Origin of the sequence: Candidatus Foliamicus sp., assembly GCF_965221325.1 — a bacterium.
Lineage (GTDB): Bacteria > Pseudomonadota > Gammaproteobacteria > Steroidobacterales > Foliamicaceae > Foliamicus.
In genome coordinates this window covers 387,248-406,672 of the sequence record NZ_OZ244880.1, presented here as the reverse complement: position 1 = coordinate 406,672, position 19,425 = coordinate 387,248, and the positions used below count along the sequence as shown (strand labels likewise).

The 19,425-nt window shown below is 64.9% G+C and carries 17 protein-coding genes; 7 read left to right on the top strand and 10 right to left on the bottom strand.

Annotation, left to right across the window (positions count from 1 at the left end):
• Positions 1–19: 19 nt before the first annotated feature.
• From ACWCOO_RS01875 to ACWCOO_RS01855, 5 genes are all read right to left on the bottom strand, one after another.
• Positions 20–1,921 (bottom strand): pyrroloquinoline quinone-dependent dehydrogenase, encoded by a 1,902-nt coding sequence (locus ACWCOO_RS01875; protein WP_446831280.1) that lies wholly within the window; start codon positions 1,919–1,921, stop codon positions 20–22.
• A 129-nt stretch (positions 1,922–2,050) separates the two neighbouring features.
• A complete protein-coding gene (locus tag ACWCOO_RS01870) occupies positions 2,051–2,359 on the bottom strand; it encodes a hypothetical protein (RefSeq protein ID WP_446831279.1) in 309 nt (102 codons plus the stop codon).
• 97 nt (positions 2,360–2,456) lie between these two features.
• On the bottom strand, positions 2,457–4,019 hold the full coding sequence (locus tag ACWCOO_RS01865) for an AAA family ATPase (protein ID WP_446831278.1): 1,563 nt from the start codon (positions 4,017–4,019) through the stop codon (positions 2,457–2,459).
• A 21-nt stretch (positions 4,020–4,040) separates the two neighbouring features.
• On the bottom strand, positions 4,041–4,643 hold the full coding sequence (locus ACWCOO_RS01860) for a lipoprotein insertase outer membrane protein LolB (RefSeq protein WP_446831277.1): 603 nt from the start codon (positions 4,641–4,643) through the stop codon (positions 4,041–4,043).
• Positions 4,640–6,367, bottom strand: coding sequence for a tetratricopeptide repeat protein (locus ACWCOO_RS01855; protein WP_446831276.1), 1,728 nt, complete (start codon positions 6,365–6,367; stop codon positions 4,640–4,642). Before ACWCOO_RS01855 ends, ACWCOO_RS01860 begins: the two co-directional genes overlap by 4 nt.
• Before the next feature lie 62 nt (positions 6,368–6,429).
• On the opposite strand from ACWCOO_RS01855, the gene prfA reads away from it, so the two are divergent.
• Positions 6,430–7,515 carry a peptide chain release factor 1 gene (prfA, locus tag ACWCOO_RS01850; protein WP_446831275.1) on the top strand — a complete coding sequence of 362 codons (1,086 nt, stop codon included), beginning with the start codon at positions 6,430–6,432 and terminating at the stop codon, positions 7,513–7,515.
• A gap of 23 nt (positions 7,516–7,538) precedes the next feature.
• Here prfA and ACWCOO_RS01845 read toward each other — a convergent pair whose 3' ends face one another.
• Both ACWCOO_RS01845 and ACWCOO_RS01840 read right to left on the bottom strand, forming a co-directional pair.
• Entirely contained in the window at positions 7,539–8,282 is a 744-nt protein-coding gene (locus ACWCOO_RS01845; RefSeq protein WP_446831274.1) for a maleate cis-trans isomerase family protein, read from the bottom strand.
• A gap of 10 nt (positions 8,283–8,292) precedes the next feature.
• Positions 8,293–9,174: a DUF1838 family protein gene (locus ACWCOO_RS01840; RefSeq protein ID WP_446831273.1), complete on the bottom strand. Its 882-nt coding sequence runs from the start codon at positions 9,172–9,174 to the stop codon at positions 8,293–8,295.
• Positions 9,175–9,319: 145 nt separating this feature from the next.
• Here ACWCOO_RS01840 and ACWCOO_RS01835 point away from each other — a divergent pair, with 145 nt between their 5' ends.
• Complete coding sequence (locus tag ACWCOO_RS01835) at positions 9,320–10,708, top strand: FAD-dependent oxidoreductase (protein WP_446831272.1); 1,389 nt, start codon at positions 9,320–9,322, stop codon at positions 10,706–10,708.
• A gap of 33 nt (positions 10,709–10,741) precedes the next feature.
• Here ACWCOO_RS01835 and ACWCOO_RS01830 read toward each other — a convergent pair whose 3' ends face one another.
• Entirely contained in the window at positions 10,742–10,969 is a 228-nt protein-coding gene (locus tag ACWCOO_RS01830) for a ribbon-helix-helix protein, CopG family (protein WP_446831271.1), read from the bottom strand.
• Between the two features lie 94 nt (positions 10,970–11,063).
• Between ACWCOO_RS01830 and ACWCOO_RS01825 the strand changes: the two genes are divergently transcribed.
• The 3 genes from ACWCOO_RS01825 to ACWCOO_RS01815 all read left to right on the top strand — a co-directional run bounded on the left by ACWCOO_RS01825 (position 11,064) and on the right by ACWCOO_RS01815 (position 15,981).
• Positions 11,064–13,262, top strand: a complete 2,199-nt coding sequence (locus ACWCOO_RS01825) for a DUF3089 domain-containing protein (RefSeq protein WP_446831270.1) — start codon at positions 11,064–11,066, stop codon at positions 13,260–13,262.
• Positions 13,263–13,272: 10 nt separating this feature from the next.
• Entirely contained in the window at positions 13,273–13,413 is a 141-nt protein-coding gene (locus ACWCOO_RS01820) for a hypothetical protein (RefSeq protein WP_446831269.1), read from the top strand.
• A 132-nt stretch (positions 13,414–13,545) separates the two neighbouring features.
• Positions 13,546–15,981 carry a TonB-dependent receptor gene (locus ACWCOO_RS01815; RefSeq protein WP_446831268.1) on the top strand — a complete coding sequence of 812 codons (2,436 nt, stop codon included), beginning with the start codon at positions 13,546–13,548 and terminating at the stop codon, positions 15,979–15,981.
• Here the strand turns inward: ACWCOO_RS01815 and ACWCOO_RS01810 are convergent.
• Positions 15,965–16,972, bottom strand: coding sequence for an alpha/beta fold hydrolase (locus ACWCOO_RS01810; RefSeq protein ID WP_446831267.1), 1,008 nt, complete (start codon positions 16,970–16,972; stop codon positions 15,965–15,967). The two genes, ACWCOO_RS01815 and ACWCOO_RS01810, sit on opposite strands and share 17 nt — an antisense overlap.
• The gene (locus ACWCOO_RS01805; protein WP_446831266.1) at positions 16,969–18,123 is read right to left on the bottom strand and encodes a trans-sulfuration enzyme family protein; all 1,155 of its coding nucleotides are present in this window, start codon (positions 18,121–18,123) and stop codon (positions 16,969–16,971) included. Before ACWCOO_RS01805 ends, ACWCOO_RS01810 begins: the two co-directional genes overlap by 4 nt.
• 32 nt (positions 18,124–18,155) lie before the next feature.
• On the opposite strand from ACWCOO_RS01805, the gene prmC reads away from it, so the two are divergent.
• Both prmC and ACWCOO_RS01795 read left to right on the top strand, forming a co-directional pair.
• Complete coding sequence (prmC, locus tag ACWCOO_RS01800) at positions 18,156–19,058, top strand: peptide chain release factor N(5)-glutamine methyltransferase (RefSeq protein ID WP_446831265.1); 903 nt, start codon at positions 18,156–18,158, stop codon at positions 19,056–19,058.
• A 43-nt stretch (positions 19,059–19,101) separates the two neighbouring features.
• Positions 19,102–19,422: a hypothetical protein gene (locus ACWCOO_RS01795; protein WP_446831264.1), complete on the top strand. Its 321-nt coding sequence runs from the start codon at positions 19,102–19,104 to the stop codon at positions 19,420–19,422.
• Positions 19,423–19,425 lie beyond the last annotated feature (3 nt).

Sequence of the window (19,425 nt, the reverse complement as noted above, 5' to 3'; positions counted from 1 at the left end):
AATTCCGCTGCGAGGCCGGTCAGTCGGGCAGGGCGAAGGCTACCAGCGCGTCGGATTGCGCCGTGCCGGCGCGGGCATTGCCGCCGGCGGCGATGACCACGAATTGGCGCCCGCCGGCGCGGTAGGTGATCGGCACGGTCATGCCGGGAGCCGGCAGAGAGCCGGACCAGAGTTCTTCGCCGGTTTCCACGTCCAGCGCGCGCAGGTTGTGATCGAGCGTGGAGGCCACGAACACGAGGCCGCCGGAGGTCACGATCGGCCCGCCCACGCTGGGCGAGCCCCAGCCGAAGGCCGCCGGCAAGGTAATGCCCATGGCGCGCAGGCGTCCCAGAGGCATCTGCCAGCGCAACTCGCCGCTGTCCATGTCGATGGCGCTAAGCGTTCCCCACGGGGGCGGTGTGCATGGAAACCCGGAGGGCGATATCCACACTTCGCCCTCCACCCGGTAGGGGGTTCCGAGCAGAGGCCGGTTCAGATAATCGCGCGCAGTTCCTTCTTTGCCGTCGTCTATCGGCGCCAAGCGCAACCAGGTGGCCAAGTTTTCCGCCTTGATGATCAACAGGTTGGTGGAGGGGTCGTAGGCTGCGCCGCCCCAGTTGCCGCCACCCAGCGCTGACGGAAACAGTATGCTCCCGTCCCGGCTTGGGGGCGTGAACAGGCCCTCGTAGCGGGACTCATCGAAGCGTTTGCGGCACCAGTTGCGGTCGAATACGGTAACTCCGAACAGACTTTCGCGATCGAGTTCCTGGCGCGCAAATGAAGCTATACCGGTAGGAACGGGCTGGGTCGGAAAGGCGGTTTCGTCGGCCAGGTCCGAACCCGGAATGGCTAGCTGTTCAATGGGAAAAACCGGCTCGCCCGTGTCCCTGTCGAACACGAACAGATGGCCGGTCTTGGTCTGCTGGATGGCCACATCGCGCGGCTTGCCGTCCTTGCGTATCGTTACCAGCAGTGCGTGGCCGGGCAGGTCGTAGTCGTACAGATCGTGGTAAATAGTCTGAAACGACCAAGCCGGCTTGCCGGTTGCGCCGTCCACGGCCACTACTGCGTTGGCCAGCGGCAGGTCCACGCGGCGACCTCCGCCGTAGTAATCGACGGAAGGACTGGTGGTGGGCAGAAACACCAGGTTGCGCGCCGGATCGGCGCTCATGGTGGTCCAGACGTTGGCGGCTCCGGTAACAGCGCTGTACTGCGGCGGAATGGGGTTGAACTCCCAAACCATCTCACCACTGCGCACGTCGAAGGCGCGCACCACGCCATCTATCGCATCCGCCACGCCATCGTTCGAGCCGCTGCCTGCAATCACCAAATCGCCGAGCACTACCGGCGGCGAGGACATGCCGCGCACCTCACCCTCGCCATAACCCTCGTAATCCCAGTGCGACACGTATCCGGGATGACCCTTGGCTGCTCCGAAATCCTTGCAGGCCTGTCCGGTGAGCGCATCCATGGCATGCACGGCGCCGGTGAAATCGCCCTTGAAGATGCGCTTCGTACAAGGCTCGGACGAGGCTTGCGACTGCTCCCAGTAGGCAACGCCACGGCAGGTGGTCGGCCGGCGTTCGCCCGCGCGTTCGGCCTCACCGCCGGTCAGCGCGGCGTGCGCGTCGTAAACCCAGACGTCCTCGCCGCTTTCGGCATTCACGGCAAACACCCGATTGAAGGGAGTACAGAAATAAACCAGGCCGTTGGCCATAAGCGGCACCGCCTGCTGCGTCGAACCGACCCCGAACTCGCCCTCGGCGTAATCTCCGCTGTGGTGGACCCAGGCCCGTTCAAGCTCGCCTACGTTACTCCGGTTTATTTCCGCCAGCGGCGAGTGCTGGCTGCCGCCGGGATCGCGGCCAAAGTTCGGCCAATCGCCGACAACACTGCTGCCTTCGTCCGCCGGCTCCTGCGCCAGACCATCAAGCCCGGCCAAGAGCAATCCGGCAGCAAGCAGCGCGCCAAGAAATGCGAAATGCCTCCACCAGCGAGAACCGGAGGCAGCCGTTCGCGTAAGGAGCGCCGCCCCCTTTAGGGAGAAGAACATCGGATCCGGGCTGCTGGACTAGGCCTTGCGTGTAGCGTGAACGCGCCCAAAAAACAGCACGCCCTGTTTGGCCTCGCGCACGTGGAATCCCAGCTTGCCGATCTCGGTGGGGAAATGAATGCTCGCATACTCGTTGCGCCACACTTCCTGGTTCCACCGATAGTCCCACCAGCGGCGAAAACGGCGATAGCCGGTTGGCGGACGCTCGTCGCTCGGAAAAGAAACCAGCGCCGTCATCAGGTGGTCCAGCGCCGGATCGGCCATGTAAGTAGCCTGATCCGTGTCGGACTTGATGAAATCGGCTGTATAGCCGGGATTGTCAGTCATCGCAAATCCCCCCAATCGCTCCTTCGATTATAGCCACAGGACGGGAGCGGCCGGCGGGCCGGCCAAGCTCCATCAACCGGCTTGATGCCGAGCCCGATCAATCGTCCGCGACATTCAGCGACAGGATGCGGTCCACGCGGAAGGTGCGTTCGTCCTCACGCAGCAGGCACCAGGCGCGCAGCCCCAGAAACTCCTTGCCCGAGTATGCGCGCGCGCCAACTTCCAGGGGGCGCACGCGGCGCCGGGAGCTCACGTCGTTGGGCTTCAGATACTCCATTTCCAGCGCCGCGCCGGAATCAATGGCTTGCTCAATGACCTTTAGCTTGTCCTCGGTGGAGAGCCTGCGTTCAGCGCGCTTGTACTGTTCGCCGGCAAGAAATCGCTGCACCCGCCAGTCGCAACGGATGGACTTGGCGCCGAGTGGGCGGGTGAGCGTCAGACCCTGCAAGGAAGTGCAGCGGCTCAGCGCGACATAGGCTTGCCCGGAAGCGAAAACGCGATCAAGGTCAACCACCATGCGGTCGAACGTTTTGCCCTGGCTCTTGTGCACGGTCACCGCCCAGGCGAGCCGAAAAGGAAACTGCTTAAAGATGCCCGCGGGACTGGCGACGATGCTTCCCTCGCGGGATTCGAAACGCAGCAGTTCCCACTCATACGGCTCTACCCGAGCCCGCCGCCCGGAATCGGCCAAGCGCGCAATCACGTATTCCTCGCCGCCGCCAATCCGGATGTCCTCAATCACGCCTATGCTGCCGTTCACCCAGCGTTGCGCGGCGTCGTTGTTGAGCAGCATTATCTGCGCGTCCTGCTTGAACCGGAGGTCCTGCTGCGTGGGGTAGTGCTCCCGGCCGAAATCGCCCTGAATGATTGCGCTGGATTGAAATTCTCTTGAAGGCAGAGCCTCAAGGCGCGCCAGATTGATCGCGTCCGCCGCGCGGTTAGTGCCTGTGAGCGTGATCCAGCCCTCTCCCGCGGGCGGCTGGAAGTCCGGGGCCACGCGGCGGTTGATGCGCTCGATATCTGCGCTGTCGGCGACGTTCTTGCGAATGCGGTTCAACAGTTCGGCGAATGCCCGGTCGCGCTGCCGGAAGATCCGGGTCAACTCCAGCGTTTCCAGCTCCACGCCGTCAAGCGCCAGGGCGCTGAAGAAGTGCGGCGATGGGTAGCGCTGCGCCAGCGCCTCGCGCTCCAGGCCGGTCACCACCGGGGGAAGCTGATATAGATCGCCGATGAAGATCAGCCGTACGCCGCCGAACCGCTCTCCCGGCCGCGGCCCGTAGCGCCTGAGAAAGAGGTCCACGCAGTCGAGCAAATCGGCGCGCAGCATTGAGGCTTCGTCGATGATCAGGGTGCGCAGGTTTCTGTAGAGAGCGGCATCGCGCGGCGCAGTGCGCCTGCGGGCCACCAAATCGGGCGTCACGTCGATGCCGAAGCCGAAAAAGCGATGCACTGTTTGCCCGCCCACATTCAGGGCCGCAACTCCGGTCGGCGCCAGGATCACCGGGTCCCAATCGACCCTGCCGCAAAAATAGGTCAGCAGGGTGGATTTGCCGGTGCCCGCGCTGCCGGTGATCAACAGGTGACGGCGGCCGTGCTCCATGGACGCGAGAGCACGGGCGAATTCGCCGGTGATTTCGATGTTCGAAGTGTTTCCGCCCAATTGCTTGGCTGCGCCGGTGTGTCAGGGAGTCGGTGGCAGATCCCAACCGGTAATGGCGACCTTGAGCGAGGCATCGGCGCCGCTTATGAACACTCGTCGCGGCACCATGAGATCGCGCGCCTGGGTAAGCGCATCGACCTCGATGCGCCAGCCTTGCTGCAAAAACCCCGAACCACCGTTTGAGCGCGACCCCATTTCCTCGTGGGGATGCACGGGGTCCGGAAGGCCGCGCAGCCAGAATGGCAGGCTGTTCAAGGGCGCGCTGCCGCACAGCAGTTCAAGCTCGGCCGCCACCGTGCTCGAACCGCACATGGGTATCCAGTCGCCGTCGCTCCACAACAGAACATCGTCGCGGTCGATCAGCAAGCGCTCGGTGCCCATGCCCCACGGCCCGCTCAATTCCAGTCGCGTCGCTGGTCCGTCCTGGCGCCACGTGAAGTTGGCCTGTACGCCGCGGCCGCCGGAGTTCAGCGCCACCCGCCCGCGCGACTCCCAGGCATCCAGCGCCCCGAGCGCTGCCCGATCGAGTGTGCCGCGACTGACTTCCTGTCCGACTGTGCAGCCGACCAGAATAACGATGCACACCATCGCGAGCAGGCGGAAAGCGCCGCCGAATGCATTCATCGCGAATACTTGTCCCGCACGATCTCAAGCAGCGCCGTGTCCTCGAACCTCTGCAGTGACTCGCGCAGTAATTCGGTGGCGCGCCGGGTTTCTCCGAGCTCGAACAGAACTTCGGCCAGATGCGCGGCAACTTCGGGGTGCGGCAGGGCCGCCAGTGCTTGCTCCAGGAGCGGCACCGCCTGTTCCGGCCTGCCCAGGCGGTAAAGCACCCACCCCATGCTATCGATGATCGCCGGCGAGTCAGGCGCCAGTTCCAGCGCCAGGCTTAAGTGCTCGCGCGCTTCCTGCAAACGGATTCCCCGGTCGGCCAGCGTATAGCCGAGGGCATTCAAAACTTGCGAATCGCGTGGATGATCCGCAAGCAAATCTTCCATGGCCCGGATGGCGCGCCGATGCTGTTTCAGCTCCACCAACAAGTTGGCGCGCGCCATGCGCAAGCGCCGGCTCTCCGGCACGTAGCGCAAACCCTCGTCGTAGGCCGCCATGGCATCCGCTAGGCGCCCGGCCGAGCGCATCACATCAGCCGCCAGTGGCAAGCTCTCGTAGGTATGTCGCGGATACAGGCGCACCAACTCCAGCAGCGCAGCGAGTGCTTCTTCATGGTTATCCAGGGCCACGAGGGCTTGAACCAGGCCCTGCGCAGCCGTCAACGCCAGAGCCTCCGACCGGATGCCGGAATACCATTCCGCGGCCTCCAACCAATCCCCGCGGTCGGCAGCGTTGCGCCCGAGTTCCCGGCGCGCCTGATCGGCCGCCTGGTTGCGCGCAAACACCTCGAGCAAAATCGGCTCCGCCAAACTGCCGGCTCCCAACTGGCGCAGCATTCGCGCCTCGGCAAGCGCCAGTTGCGGGAGTTCGCGATGCTGCTCGCGCAAATTGCGCATCCAACTGATGGCCTCACGCGGTTGGCGGTTCTCCAGCAGCAGCATGGCGTAAGTGCGCGCCAGAAACACGCTGTCGCGCATCGCCATTTGTTCGGTCAACCGCGCCAGGGCGGAATCGGGATCGCCGGCGCGCAGCATTGCGGTGGCCGCGATGCCATGCACGGCATCGTTGGCCGGATCGCGCTTCAATAGCGTATCGGCGTAGAGCAGGACCTGCTCGTAGCGACCCTCCTCCAGCGCCACGCTTGCGGCCAGCGCGAGCACACTGGTCGAGTCCGGAAACTCGCGTGCGAGCGCCGCGGTAACCGGGCCCAACGGCGCCGCAATGAGCAGTTCCGCGTTGATGCCGGAAAGCTTCTCGACGAAATGCTGCATGAAGCGCTCGACGCGCTCGGCTTCGGCGTCTGGGAGTAGCCCGCTGCGGGCGGTGGCGATCGCGCGGTCCGCCTGGTTGGCCGCCACGCTCAATGCGGAGGCCAGCGCCAGGGCCTCCAAGTCGTCCGGCTCATGCTCCAGCCAAAGTTCGGCCGCCTCAAGAGCAATGAAATACAGATCGCGCTGGTATGCAAACTCGGCGGCAGATTTGGCGGCCGTGGCGGCGGCTGCGCCGGAAAGGCCCGCAGCCGACTCCAGCAAAGCCTGCGCTTCCGGCCCGGGGTGCGCCGGCCACGCGGTATCCTCCAGCCACATCCGACCGCCGGCGCAACCCGCCAGCCAAAGGCCGGCCAGAGCAGCCAGTAGTCCATGGCGGAACCGCGCGCGGCGCCGATACCCGTCGGATCGAGTGGGGCTTCTGCTGCAGGCTGTCTGGAGGGTGCTGACGATGGGGAGCGAGTTCACGCTGCGATAATAGCCGCTATTGAACTCCGTGCCCCGCGCGACCTTTGTCGCCCGCTCTTGCCATGAACTCCGCCCTGCTGGATAAACTTCGCGGCCTCAAGGAGCGCTTTACGCTCCTGGAAGCCTCTTTGGCCGATTCGCGCGTACTTTCCGACGCGCAGCGCCGACGCGATGTCGGGCGCGAACACGCCCGCCTGCAACCACTGGCCAGCCTTCTGGAGCAGTACGAACAGGCAGCGGCGGCAGAAGCGGGCGCCGCCGAAATGCTCGACGGCGAAGACGAGGAACTGCGGCAACTGGCGCGAGAGGAAATCGCCCAAGCGCAGAGCGAGCAGCAGATGCTGGAAGCGAGCCTGCGCCGGTTCCTGTTGCAACCGGACCCGCGCGACGCGAGAGACGTTTACCTCGAAATACGCGCCGGTACCGGCGGCGACGAGGCCGCGCTTTTCGCCGGCGACCTGTTTCGCATGTATGCGCGCTTCGCCGAGGCGCGCCGCTGGTCGCAGGACATCATTCAGATCAGCGAAGGCGAGCGCGGCGGCTATAAGGAAATAATCTGCCGGCTGTCCGGTAAGCGGGTATTTTCGTACCTGCGCTTCGAGTCCGGCGCGCACCGTGTGCAGCGCGTGCCGGAAACGGAGTCCCAGGGCCGCATCCACACCTCGGCCTGCACCGTGGCGGTGTTGCCGGAAGCCGAGGAGACCGGCGAAATCGAGATCGATCCCAGCGATTTGCGCGTCGATACCTACCGCGCCTCGGGCGCCGGCGGCCAGCATGTCAACAAGACCGATTCGGCGGTGCGGCTGACGCATCTGCCCAGCGGCATCGTGGTGGAATGCCAGGACGAACGCTCGCAGCACAAGAACCGCGCCCGCGCCCTGTCCCTGCTGCGGGCGCGCCTGCTCGACGCCGAGGAACAGCGCCGCGAGCGGGAGCGCGCCGAAGAGCGGCGTTCGCAGGTCGGCAGCGGCGACCGCTCCGAGCGCATCCGCACCTACAACTATCCCCAGGGCCGCGTGACCGACCACCGCATTGGACTAAGCCTCTACAAGCTGCCGCAAATCATGGAAGGCGACCTCGACCCGATCATCGAACCCCTGCGCCAGCACATGGAAGCCGAGCAACTCGCCGCCCTCGACGCCACCTGACCGCCGCAGCGCCGCGCTGCGCCCTAGAACTCCTCCAGCAGGCGGCCGAAGCCGAACACTTTGTCTTTGATGCCGTTGGTTCGCAGTGCGTGCCAGTAGGTGGCTGTGTTGATGGCCACCACCGGTTTGCCGAGCCAGCGTTCGCCGGCCGCAGCCAGGCGAATGGCCGACAGGTTGGTGCCGACTTGCACCAGCGCATCGACATCATCGCCGTCGAGGTTCTGAAATTCCTGCACGATCCGCTTTTCGTCCACCATGGCGATCGCCGTCCACGAAGGGCAGCGCAGACAGGAATCGCGCACCACGTGGAAGCCGCGATCGGAGAGGTAGTGCCGCACTTCGCGGTTGGCCACGGGATAGTAGGGCGAGAGAAACGCCACGTTGCGTGCACCGTAGGCATCGAGCGCGTCGGCTACCGCTTCGGAGCCTACCGAAAGCTTGAGTTGAGCGATGTCCTCTATCCTGCTCTTCCATTCGGCGCCGCCCTTTACGCCGCCGTAGAAGGTTACGGCCGACATGCCCATCACCAGGTAGTCGGGCTTCGCCGTCAATACACCGCGCACCGCGGCTGCTGTATTTTCGGAAATCTCGATGGTGCCTGCCATGAAGGTTTCATCGGAAATCGCGTTGGCGTCCTGTATCACGATGCGCGAGTAATGGTTGGTGACGCCCGGCGGGCGCAGGTCGTCGAAGTCCGGCTGCACTACCGTGTTGGTGGACGGGCCCACCACCCCGAACTTCTTCCGCCATCCCAGGACATCGCTCATCGCTCGATCCTCAGCCGAAACCGCGCATCTCGATCATGCGCTCGAAGAACGACGGACCCTCGTCGTGCTCGGGAGACTGCTCGAACACCGGGGAGATTGCACGGGCGCGTTCCAGGTAGCCGGGGTCGAGGTCTTCGAAAGACGGTACTTTCACCGCGTCGAAATGCCAGATCACATGGCCCGGCAGGATGCCCATTTCGTTCCAGGGCCTGCGGGTGGCGGAGAAGATGTTCCAACCGGCCGCCGCGGCTGTCGGCTGGGCCGGCTCATCAGCCAGAATCTCGTGGGTCGCTGCGAACAGTGAGGCGTATTCCAGAGACGGCTGCGGCAGGATGGGCGGAAAACGCGAGCCTTCCTGAATCCGCAGCACACCGTTGTCGTCCGCCCAGTCCAGGTGCAGGGGCCGCTCGGCGTAATGGTCCGGAAATACGCGCTTCATGCTGCCGAACCACTGGCCCATGGGCGTGTAGTACTGGCCCTCCTTGTGACGGATCTGGCTCGGCGGCAGGGTGACTTTGGCGCCGTTGAACGGGCTGGTGAATTCCTCGATGAATGCGCCGGTCTCAAGATCCGTAAACAAGGAAAGCGTTGACGGGTAGCGAATCCAGGCATATTCGTCCACCTGCTTCCACCAGCCGGTTTCGCTGCCGGTAAAACCGTAGAGCGGATACACGCCGTCCTCGCGGACCGCGAACACCTTGCCGCGGCTCTTCCACACGCAGGGCTTCGACCCGTCATTGCCATAAGCGCGAACCATGGCGCGGCTCTGAGACTCGGGATCCTTGGGCAAGGCGTCCGTCCGGCGCGCGGCGTCCTGCGCCGAAAGCAGCCGCGGCGCGCCCAGCCCCGCGCCCAGCAGCGCACCAGCATGCAGCAGATCACGTCGATTCATGGCCCCCTCCTGACTTGCACAAGCCGGCACATCATAACGAAAAGGAGCGAGCGCCTCCTGCGCTCCTTGATGCCCGAAAGCTCTCGTCCCGCAAGGGGGCGTATGATGCGTGTTCCCCTATGCGAGAAGAGGCAACGAAAGCGCCGTGAGCGTATTGCCCGACAGAAACGCGCGTTTCGACTACACGGTTCCGGTTGCCGTGGTGGGCGCCGGAGGCTGCGGACTGTGTGCGGGACTGGCGGCCCGGCAAGCCGGAAGCGAGGTGCTGGTGCTGGAGCGCGACGCGGCCCCCATGGGCACGACCGGCATGTCCACCGGTCTGATCCCGGGCGCCGGCACACAGATGCAGAAGCAACACGGGATCAAGGATTCTCCCGAGTTGTTCGCCGCCGATGTGCTGGCCAAGGCAAAGCAACAAACCGATGCGGACGTGGTGCTGGCGCTGGCGCGCGAATCGGCGCGCACCGTGGAGTGGTTGGCCGACGAGTGCGACGTACCGCTGTCGCTGGTGGACAGCTTCCTGTATTCCGGCCACAGCGTGAAACGCATGCACGGCAGCCCCAACCGAACCGGCGCGGAGTTGATGGGCAGCCTGCTCGACGCCTGCACCGGGGCCGGCGTGGACCTGCTGACCGAAGCCCGCGTGAGCCACCTGTTCGCGAGCGGCGAGGGGCGCATCGCGGGCCTGCGCTGCACCCGCCCGGACGGCAGCCACGAGGACCTCGGATGCGAGGCCCTGATCCTGGCCTGTTGCGGCTTCGCCGGCAACCAGGAAATGGTCGCGGAATACATCCCCGAGCTCGAACATGCCGAGTTCTTCGGCCATCCCGGCAACCAGGGCGAAGCCATTGCCTGGGGCCGATCAATGGGTGCGGCGGTAGCGGACATCCGGGCCTACCAGGGCCACGGCGGTTTGGCCAAAGGGCACAGCGTACCCATCCTGTGGCCGGTCATACTCGAAGGAGGCATTCAGGTGAATCTTGCGGGACAGCGCTTCTCGGACGAATCGCTCGGCTACTCCGAGCAGGCCGTGGAGGTGCTGGCGCAGCCGGAGCACGTGGCTATCACCGTGTATGACCAACGCCTGCATGAACTGATGCAGGAATTCAACGACTATCGCGAAGCGATCACCGCCGGCGCGGTGCGCAAGGCGGCGACGCCCGGGGAACTGGCCGAGACATTCGGCTTGCCTGCGGAGATACTTGAGCGGACGCTGGCTGAGACGGCGGCCATGACGCGCGGCGAAATGATCGATCCCTTCGGCCGCAACTTCACTGGCAAGCCGGAGTTGGCCGCACCTTGGTACGGAGTGCGCGTGACGGGTGCGTTATTTCACACCCAGGGCGGGCTCAAGGTGGACGCCAACGCCCGAGTGCTGCGCAAGAATGGCGACCCGTTTCCCAACCTGTTTGCCGGCGGCGGCGCTGCGCGCGGCATTTCCGGGCCCTCATGCTGGGGCTATATCGCCGGCAACGGCCTGCTTACCGCAACTACCCTTGGCCGCCTGGCCGGCGAAGCCGCCGCGCGCATCTGACAAGACCCGATACGTTGAAGCCCCTTGGCCGCACTACGCTTGATCCGAATCGAGTAGGTCACGCCTGACCTGCCTCCAGTTCAGCACCGGGTCGTTCGGGTCGCGAAGCCGTTCAACCGCCACGCTCAGGTCGTCGAAGTCCTCCAGGTAGCGCTCGATGGCTTGGCGGACTAGTTCCGCTCTACTGCGCCGCATGGTCCGCGCCGCTGCATCAAGAGCTGCAAGCACCGCGTCGGGAAGGCGCGCTGTAATTTGACTCATATGAATGTCAATAAATGTCGAAGACATCATTCTAGTCGCAACGAAACGGACAAGGTTCTCGGCGCGGGCGGCGCGGGCCGGTATGATGCGCGCCATGGGGAAGAGGCGCGCATGGCTTGTGGCGGGCGCAGTGGCGGGACTGGCGCTGCTGGTCGCTTTGGGCTGGGCTGCAGCGGACTACCGGCTGTGGCTGCGTTTTATCAGCTTGCCCGCGGACGCCTCCGATCCGGAAAACGCCAAGTGGTTCACGCCGCTGGAGCCGATTGGCTATGGCGCGGGCGCGGCGCTCACCGTTGGGGAAACACCGGTTATCCCGGCGGAGGCTCTTGAGGAGGCCTGGGACTACGCGGCCAGCCAGCACACCTACGCGCTGCTGGTGTCGGTGGACGGCGAACTGCAATTCGAGCGTTACGGCCAAGGCGCCGATTCGCGCACACCCTTTCAGTCGCAATCGCTGCACAAGAGCGTTACGGCGGTGATGCTAGGGGCCGCCATCCACAACGGCGCTATTGAATCCGAAGAGCAGCCGGCTTCGTACTGGCTGGAGGAGTGGGCCCACGACCCGCAGCGGGCCGCGATCACGCTGGCGCAGCTCGCCCACATGGAAGGGGGCCTTGAGCGCGGACGCTTCGCGCGCAACCCGCTGGCGCCCGGAGCGCGGCTGTTCCTGACCGGACGCTTGGCACGCGAGACGTTGCGCACACCGCTGGCGGCGGCGCCAGGCAGCGAATATGTCTGGTCCAACGCCAGCGTCCAGGCGCTGTCGATCGCCATTGAGCGGGCCGCCGGGCGCTCCTGGGCGGAGCTGCTGCGGGAATGGCTTTGGGAACCGCTGGGCGGCGGGGAGGCCTGGGTGCAACTGGACCGTCCCGGCGGCCATGCGCAATCGTTCTGCTGCCTGGTTTCCAACGCCCGCAACTGGCTTCGGCTGGGCGAACTCATGGCCGGCGACGGGGTGGCGAATGGGCGCCGGCTGTTACCGGAAGGCTGGGTCGGCCGGATGACCCAGGGAGCCCGCACCAATCCCAATTTCGGCATGCAGCTCTGGCGCAACGAGCCGTACTCGGCCTCCCAACTGCGCATGTCCAAGCCGCGCTTGTCCATGCCCCGCGACGCGGCGCTGGCCGCAGCGGACGCCTGGTACATGGAAGGGCATTTTTCGCAGCGCGTCTACGTCGTGGAGTCGCTGGGGCTGGTGGTGGTGCGCTTCGGCGAGGACAGTCTGGACTGGGACGACGCGAGGATGATCAATGGATTGATCAAACCCTTGCAGCCCGCGGCGCCTGTATCTCTCAACGTGCCCATACCGGATCATGGTTTCGGAGAGCGTCGCGCGCCGCGTCCGCCCGATTACACAGTCCTGGACAACTGGGCGCGCCATCCCGACGCGGACGCCGGCGGCGAGCTGACGCCGGAGCACGCGGCGGGTTTCTATATCCACCCCACCACCTGGCCGGGCAGCGCCTGGAACGCCAGCGTGCCGGACCCCGAGGCGCGACCCGCCGTGGATGCGGTGGTGGCGTCGCAGGCCGGTGTGCTGGATGCTTGCTGCGCGGTTTTCGCGCCGCGCTATCGCCAGGCGGCGTCGGCAGCCGTGTTCGACCAAAGAGGCAATCGAGACCCCGCCTATGGGCTGGCTTTCACGGACATCACGCGCGCGTTCCGGAGTTTTGCCGAACAAACCGGCGAGCGGCCTATCGTGATCCTCGGCCATAGCCAGGGCGCCTTGCACGCGGAGCGTTTGCTGAGCGAGGTGATCGCGGAAGATGAAGCGCTGAGGCGACGCCTGGCCGTGACCTACATCGCAGGCATCGCGGTCCCGCTGGAGTCTTATGGCGACAGACTTGGCGGCTTTGAACCCTGTCGGCGCAGCGACGATACGGGCTGCGTCGCCTCCTGGCGCACCTACGGCCCGACCGCCGATGCGCAGGAGGCGCAATTCGGGATCGCCCTGCGCTTTCCGCAATACCAGCGCGAGGACGGTGGGCTGGACGTGCAATGCAACAACCCTTTGAACTGGTCAGCGCCGGGGGTGTGGACGCCGGCCTCGGCCAATCGGGGCGCTGTGGCGCCGGCGCTTCCCGGCCAGGCCCGCCGCGCCAGCGTGCCGGGCGTGACCGGCGCCTGGTGCGACCAGGGCCTGCTCCGACTGGACCGAACGCCCGCGGCGCCCTTCGACGCGCTGGCCCTCCCGGGGGCGAACTATCACTACTACGACGTGTCGCTGTTCCATGCTGCGCTAAGCGAGAACGCAGCCCTGCGGGCGGAAGCCTTGCGACACGCACAGCGATAGCGGCTGGCAGGTGTTTGCCGGGGCACGCAATATCACCAACAAGCCGTTCCCGTTCTTCGACGGCTTCGGACGCCCCTGGGATCCGCGCCGCGTGGACACCCGCGGCCGCATCGTGCATCTGGAGGTGCGCAAGACCTTCGATCTCTTCTAGTGTGCTGTCCCGAAGTTCCGGAAACCGAGGCAGTATCAGGGCTGGCAGCAAGGAGCGCGGGGTTTTATACTCCGCGCTGACCTCGCGCTTAGTTGGCGGGGCGATTTCGTCTGCGTTCTTTGGGGGAACAACATGACCGCATCGCGTTTTCTTCGCTCGGGCGCCGTGCTCGGCGCTCTCTGCCTGATTGCCACTTCCCTGCCTGCGCAGGACCTTGAGGAAATCGTCGTGACCGCGCGCAAGCGTACCGAGTCGGTGCAGGATATCCCGCTGTCGATCTCGGTTTACGACGAGCAATTCATTGAGGCGGCGGGCATCAGGGATTTCGACGACATCGCCCGGCTTACACCCGGCCTGGTGTTCGACAAGGGCTGGATTCCGCAGGACACCCGCCCGCATATCCGCGGCCTGCCAACCGACCGCGGGCGCCCGCCCGTGGGCATCCTGGTGGACGGCATCGACATCTCGTCCGAATCGATGCTGAGTTCGGGAGGCGGAATGCTGATGAACCTCAAGGTCATGGACATCGAACGGATCGAAGTAGTGAAGGGGCCGCAAAGCGCCCTCTATGGCCGCGTGGCGTTCGGTGGCGCGGTGAACTACGTGTCCAAGGCCCCCAGCGACGAGCTTGAGGCCAATTTCCATGCCGATGTCGGCCAGTACGGGCAAATGGAAGCGCGCGGCAGCGTGTCGTTCCCGGTCTCGGATGCCCTTGGGCTGCGCCTTAACGCCGTTACCGCGCAGCATGACGGCTACTACGAGAACCAGGTGTCGGGCGAAGGCATCGGCGGTTCGGATTCCACGGGCGTTGCGGCGGCGGCTCGTTATACGCCCTCCGACACCTTCCGGCTGGACCTGAGAGCGGCTTACTCGTCCGACGACTACGAGATCCGTCCGCAAATGCAGTTGGCCAGCAAGACCGGCCACGCCGAGGAAGTGCCGCTGCCTGCGCATGTTGTGGGTGTGCTCTCGCCGGGCAATTTCGGCCCCGCTCCGTATCCGTCGCATGTCTATGCGCCGCCGCCGGGCATTATCACGTCGCTGGACACCATCACGGCCAGTCTCAATCCCTATACCGGGGAAGATTACGAAGGCAGCAGCTTCGACTCGCTGCTGCTGCACGCGCGAGCGGAGTGGGACCTGGGCGCCGCCAAGCTCAACGCCTGGCTAGGCAGAACTTCGGCCGAAACTACTCAGAACATGGATGTCGATTACTACGGCGTTCCCTGGTCGCCGGTGTTCCTTCCGGTAGCCACGACGAACGAACCCTTGCCGGCGCAGTTCATCTACGACCTGGAAACCGACGTGGACCAGACCAATCTGGAACTGCGGCTGGGCGATCTGGAGTCGGAAGGCTTGCGCTGGGCCGTGGGCGGCCTCTACTGGAACGAGGAGGTGGACCAGCGCAACGGTAACCTGATCGTGCTGATGTTCGTGCCGAGCATCTCGGCAGGCGCCAATGTGGCTGCGCAGAGCCCCATCCGCAAGCGCGACGAGGCCCGCGACACGGACCACTGGTCGGTGTACGGGATTCTGGAATACGACTTCAGCGACAAGCTCACCGGCGCCGTGGAAGCACGCTACTCCGACGAATCCACCGATTCGCAGTGGGTGGTGGGCGGTAACGGCATGATCGGCGCCGCCTTTGCGGGGCCCCTTCCGGTAAACAACAATCCCATTGCGCAGCGCGACTCCGAACACAGCTTCTTTACTCCGCGCTTTGCGCTGCAATACCAGGTTTCCGAGGACGTGCTGGCCTACGGGTCCATCTCCAAGGGCGTGAAGCCGGGCGGTGTTTCGACCATCGCCAGTCCCTCGCCCACGCACGCGCTGTTCGAGCCCGAGGAGTTGTGGAACTACGAGGTGGGCTTCAAGAGCGCGCTGGCTGATGGCCGCGTAACGCTGAACGCTGCCGCGTTTTTCATGGACTACGAGGGCAAGCAGACGACCAGCCTGGAGCCCAGCGATACCGCCGCCACCGGCTTCGACCTGGTGGTAGGCAACGCCGGGGCCGCGGAGATCAGGGGCTTCGAGGTAGAGGCTGCCATCGGCGTTACCGACAACCTGGTCCTGCGGGGTGGTTATACCTGGCTGGAAAGCGAGTACACCGATTTCGTGACCGTCACCAATAGCGCGCTATCGATCGGACTGGTGAACAACTGCACGCTGCAACAATTGCCCAGCGGGCTTTTCTTGTGTTCCGTGGATCAGACAGGCGACGAAATGGAGCGGGTGCCCGAGCATAACCTCAACCTCTCCGCCAGCTACACGCGGCCTCTGGGCAACGGCATGAACTTCCAGTTCGACCTGCTGACCCAATACCAAAGCGACCGCGGCATCGCGGCAGGCCGCAGGCACTTGTTCGATTCCTGGGTGAACGTGGATCTGCGCGCCGGCCTGCAAGCCGACAATTGGAGCGTGTTCGCCTACGTTGACAACGTGACCGGCGACGACACGGTCCGCACCGCGCAGACCTCCGGCGACTTCTTCGCTCTGGGCAACCTGGCGGTGGTGTTCTTCGCGCCCGACAAGCGCCAGGCGGGTTTGCGCTTCAGTTGGTCGATGTAGCAGCCTGAGCCGGCCCCGCCGCGGGTACCGGCTCGGCTTCGCCCGCTTCACGGGCCGTCGATTCGAGTCGGTCAAGGAATGTGCGCACCAGCGGTGCGGAAGCCGCGCCGCCTTCGAGCGGCAGGACGTGTCCGGCGTCAGGGATGGGGTGGTACTCCACTGCGGTGTTCTTCAGAAAGTCGATGAAGCGCTGCGGTTCGGTGCTCGGAAGTACGCGGGACTGGCTCCAGAGCAGCAGCACCGGCTGCGTAATGCGCCCCAGCACGGTCTCGGGATCGCCGGTTCGAAACTGCTGCAGGCTCAAGGCGCCCTCTTCCTGAGCGCCCTTGCGCCGCGCCATGTCGTAGTACTGCCGTACGAGTTCCTCGGGAGCCTTCGATGGATCGTGCCAAGTGCGCTCGAAAAAGGTCTCGAAGTAGCTGTAGGGAAAGTGATAGCTGTAAAGCAGTTGACGCAAGGGGTTTGGATCCGGCTGGTTGGGTCCCTTGCCGGGTTCGCGAGGAAGGCCGGCGGCGTTGGCCAGGATCAGCGCGGGAATGCGCTCCGGATAACGTGAGGTAATGCGAAACGCGGCGATGCTGCCGATCGACGTGCCTCCCGCGTAGAAGCGCTCGATGCCCAGCGCGTCCATCAGGCCCATTGCCAGCTCGGCGGCGCGGTCAACGGAGTAGTCCCCGGAAGGATCCGAACCGGTCAGCCCGTAGCCGGGAATGTCGAAGCTGATCACGCGGTAGGCGTCGTCCAGCGCCTCGGTCCAGGCTTGCCACATGCGCAAGTTGCCGGCGTGGCCATGCAGCAGCAGCACTGCCGGGCCGCTGCCCGTGTCGCGCACATGCAACTCCACGCCGTCCACAGAAATGAACTGCGATTCCTCCAGCCGGTATTGCTCGATCAGCGCCTCGCGCGAGATCTTCGACCACTGGGTCAGCCCCAGGTACGTCAGCAGCAGCGCTAGCGCCACCAGCCCCACTATGGCAACAAGTATCTTCATGCTTTCTCCAGCGCCCCCTCAAGATCGGCCAGGATGTCGTCGGCGTCTTCAATGCCCATCGACAGGCGCACCAGGTTGCCGGTAATGCCGGCTGCCTTTCGCGCCTCCTCCGTCATGGCCGAGTGACTCATTCGCGGCGGATAGCCCGCCAGGCTTTCGACACCCCCCAGACTCTCGGCAATCGTAAACAATTCAAGCGCGTTGAGCATGCGCTCCGGCGTGGCGCTATCGCCCTTCAGTCGCAGCGTAACCACCGCGCCGAAACCGTCCATCTGGCGGGCCGCCAGCGCATGCTGCGGATGGTCCGTCAGCCCCGGATAATGCACCTGCGCAACCTTGGCGTGGGCTTGCAGGGCGCGCGCCACCTGCCCGGCATTGTCGAACTGCCGGCGCACCCGCAGGTCCATGGTTTTCAGACCGCGCAAGGCCAGGTACGAGTCCAGCGGCGCCAGCACGCCGCCGGTGCGATTGCGTACGCGCGCCAAGCGGCCCGCGAGGTCGTCGTTCGATACACTCAAGGTGCCGCCGAGCACGTCGGAATGTCCGGCGATGTACTTGGTGATCGAGTGCATGGAAATATCGCAGCCCAGCGCCAGAGGCTTGGTCGCCAGGGGGGTCGCCAGGGTGCTGTCCACGCAACTCAGGGCGCCGCGCGCCGCGCACAGCGCCGCCGCCGCCTTGAGATCGGTGATATGCATCAGCGGGTTGGACGGCGTTTCCAGCCAGAGCAGCCGCGTGTTGTCGCGCCATGCCGCCTCAATCGCCTGTGGCCCGTCGTTCTGATGCACGAGGCTCAACTCGAAACGCGCCTCGCTGGCGGCGCGCAGCATGTTGAAACTGCCGCCATAGACATTCGCGGGGCCGATGATGTGATCGCCCGGCTGCAATAACTCCAGCACCGCCGAACTTGCCGCCATTCCCGAGGCGAAGGCCAAGGTTCGCGCACCTCCCTCCAGTGCATTGACGGCCCTTTCGAAGGCGTCCCTGGTGGGATTGGAAATGCGCGTGTAGATGTGCTCCGGCCGGCGCTCCAGGGCGGGATAGGCGAACGTGCTGCTCTGATGAATGGCAGGCATGACTCCGCCCGTAGCGGCGTCGTGCGTATTGCCGGCATGTACGCAGCGGGTGGAATTTCCTTGCAGCTTGGCCATGATGCGGTGCCCCGAAACCGCATTATGCCGGCATGCGGGACAATATCTCCATGTCTTCGCCGCAGTCCTCTGAGCTTCCCGACAGCGCAGAGCCGCTCACGCTGGGGCAATTGCTGCGTTGGGGCACCGAGCGCTTGCGAGCCGCAAGCAGCAGTCCCAGGCTGGACTGCGAACTGCTGGTAGCGCACGCGCTGGGCATTGGTCGCAGCGCGCTTTACAGCCGCTCGCGGGAAATCCTCGACGCGGCGCGTTGCGGGCAGGTTCGGGAGTTTCTGAAGCGGCGCGCGGACGGGCGCCCGGTGGCGCAGATTACCGGCCGAAAGGAGTTCTTTTCGCTCGAATTCGAGATCACCGAAGCAGTGCTTGCACCGCGCCCGGAGACCGAACTGCTGGTAGAAGTAGCACTGGACCACCTCGAATCAATGCAGCCCGACGCCACTTGCCTGGAGCTCGGCACCGGCTGTGGCGCCGTGGCCATTGCGCTGGCGCACCAGTTGCCCGCCTGTCGAATACTCGCCACGGACATCTCCGCAGCAGCGCTCGAAGTGGCGCAACGCAACGCCGAGAGACTGGTGCCCGGACGGGTACGCTTCATTCGCGGTTCCTGGTTCGAAGCCCTGGACAAAGCCCGGCGCTTCGACGTAATCGCCGCCAACCCGCCCTACGTGGAATCAAATCTTTGCCGACGAAAGCCGCTGCGCTTCGAACCCCGCGAGGCGCTGGACGGCGGCGCGGACGGACTGCGCCAATTGCGGGCGGTGATTTCCGGCGCGCCCGCCTACCTCAAGCCGGGCGGAATGCTGGCCGTGGAGCACGGCGCCGACCAGGGCAATGCGGTCCGCAGCATGATGCTGGAGGCCGGTCTGACGCGGCCGGCGACGCACCTTGATCTGGCCAGGCAGGAGCGGGTCAGCACGGCGCACGGCAACCCTTAGGAATTGATCTGGTATGGTTTGGAGTGGCAGGAGATCATGTCAGATGGAGGACAACACTATGGTTACACCCATATCTCGGAAACGATATGCAGGAATCCCGGCGTTGAGTTTCCTGCTCTCGCTCGGACCTTGCGGCCTCTTCGCACAGGAAGAGTCCAGCGAAACCCAAGAAACACCGATCGAAGAAATTCGCGTTACGAGTAACGGCGTTGCATTCACGCTAGGCGTGGAAAACTTGTTTGACAAGACGTACATCGACCACCTGTCCGGGTTCAATCGAGTGTTCGGCAGCGTTGTGCCGCAAGGAAGCCGCCTCTACGGTGAAGGCATGAACCTGTTCGGACGGGTCAGGCAGCAGTGGTAGCGG

Coding starts and splice junctions, on each gene's coding strand:
- prmC (WP_446831265.1), top strand. CDS start 18,156: ATGCGGGACAATATCTCCATGTCTTCGCCGCAGTCCTCTGAGCTTCCC.
- prfA (WP_446831275.1), top strand. CDS start 6,430: ATGAACTCCGCCCTGCTGGATAAACTTCGCGGCCTCAAGGAGCGCTTT.
- ACWCOO_RS01805 (WP_446831266.1), bottom strand. CDS start 18,123: ATGGCCAAGCTGCAAGGAAATTCCACCCGCTGCGTACATGCCGGCAAT.
- ACWCOO_RS01795 (WP_446831264.1), top strand. CDS start 19,102: ATGGAGGACAACACTATGGTTACACCCATATCTCGGAAACGATATGCA.
- ACWCOO_RS01815 (WP_446831268.1), top strand. CDS start 13,546: ATGACCGCATCGCGTTTTCTTCGCTCGGGCGCCGTGCTCGGCGCTCTC.
- ACWCOO_RS01830 (WP_446831271.1), bottom strand. CDS start 10,969: ATGAGTCAAATTACAGCGCGCCTTCCCGACGCGGTGCTTGCAGCTCTT.
- ACWCOO_RS01840 (WP_446831273.1), bottom strand. CDS start 9,174: ATGAATCGACGTGATCTGCTGCATGCTGGTGCGCTGCTGGGCGCGGGG.
- ACWCOO_RS01825 (WP_446831270.1), top strand. CDS start 11,064: ATGGGGAAGAGGCGCGCATGGCTTGTGGCGGGCGCAGTGGCGGGACTG.
- ACWCOO_RS01860 (WP_446831277.1), bottom strand. CDS start 4,643: ATGAATGCATTCGGCGGCGCTTTCCGCCTGCTCGCGATGGTGTGCATC.
- ACWCOO_RS01845 (WP_446831274.1), bottom strand. CDS start 8,282: ATGAGCGATGTCCTGGGATGGCGGAAGAAGTTCGGGGTGGTGGGCCCG.
- ACWCOO_RS01870 (WP_446831279.1), bottom strand. CDS start 2,359: ATGACTGACAATCCCGGCTATACAGCCGATTTCATCAAGTCCGACACG.
- ACWCOO_RS01810 (WP_446831267.1), bottom strand. CDS start 16,972: ATGAAGATACTTGTTGCCATAGTGGGGCTGGTGGCGCTAGCGCTGCTG.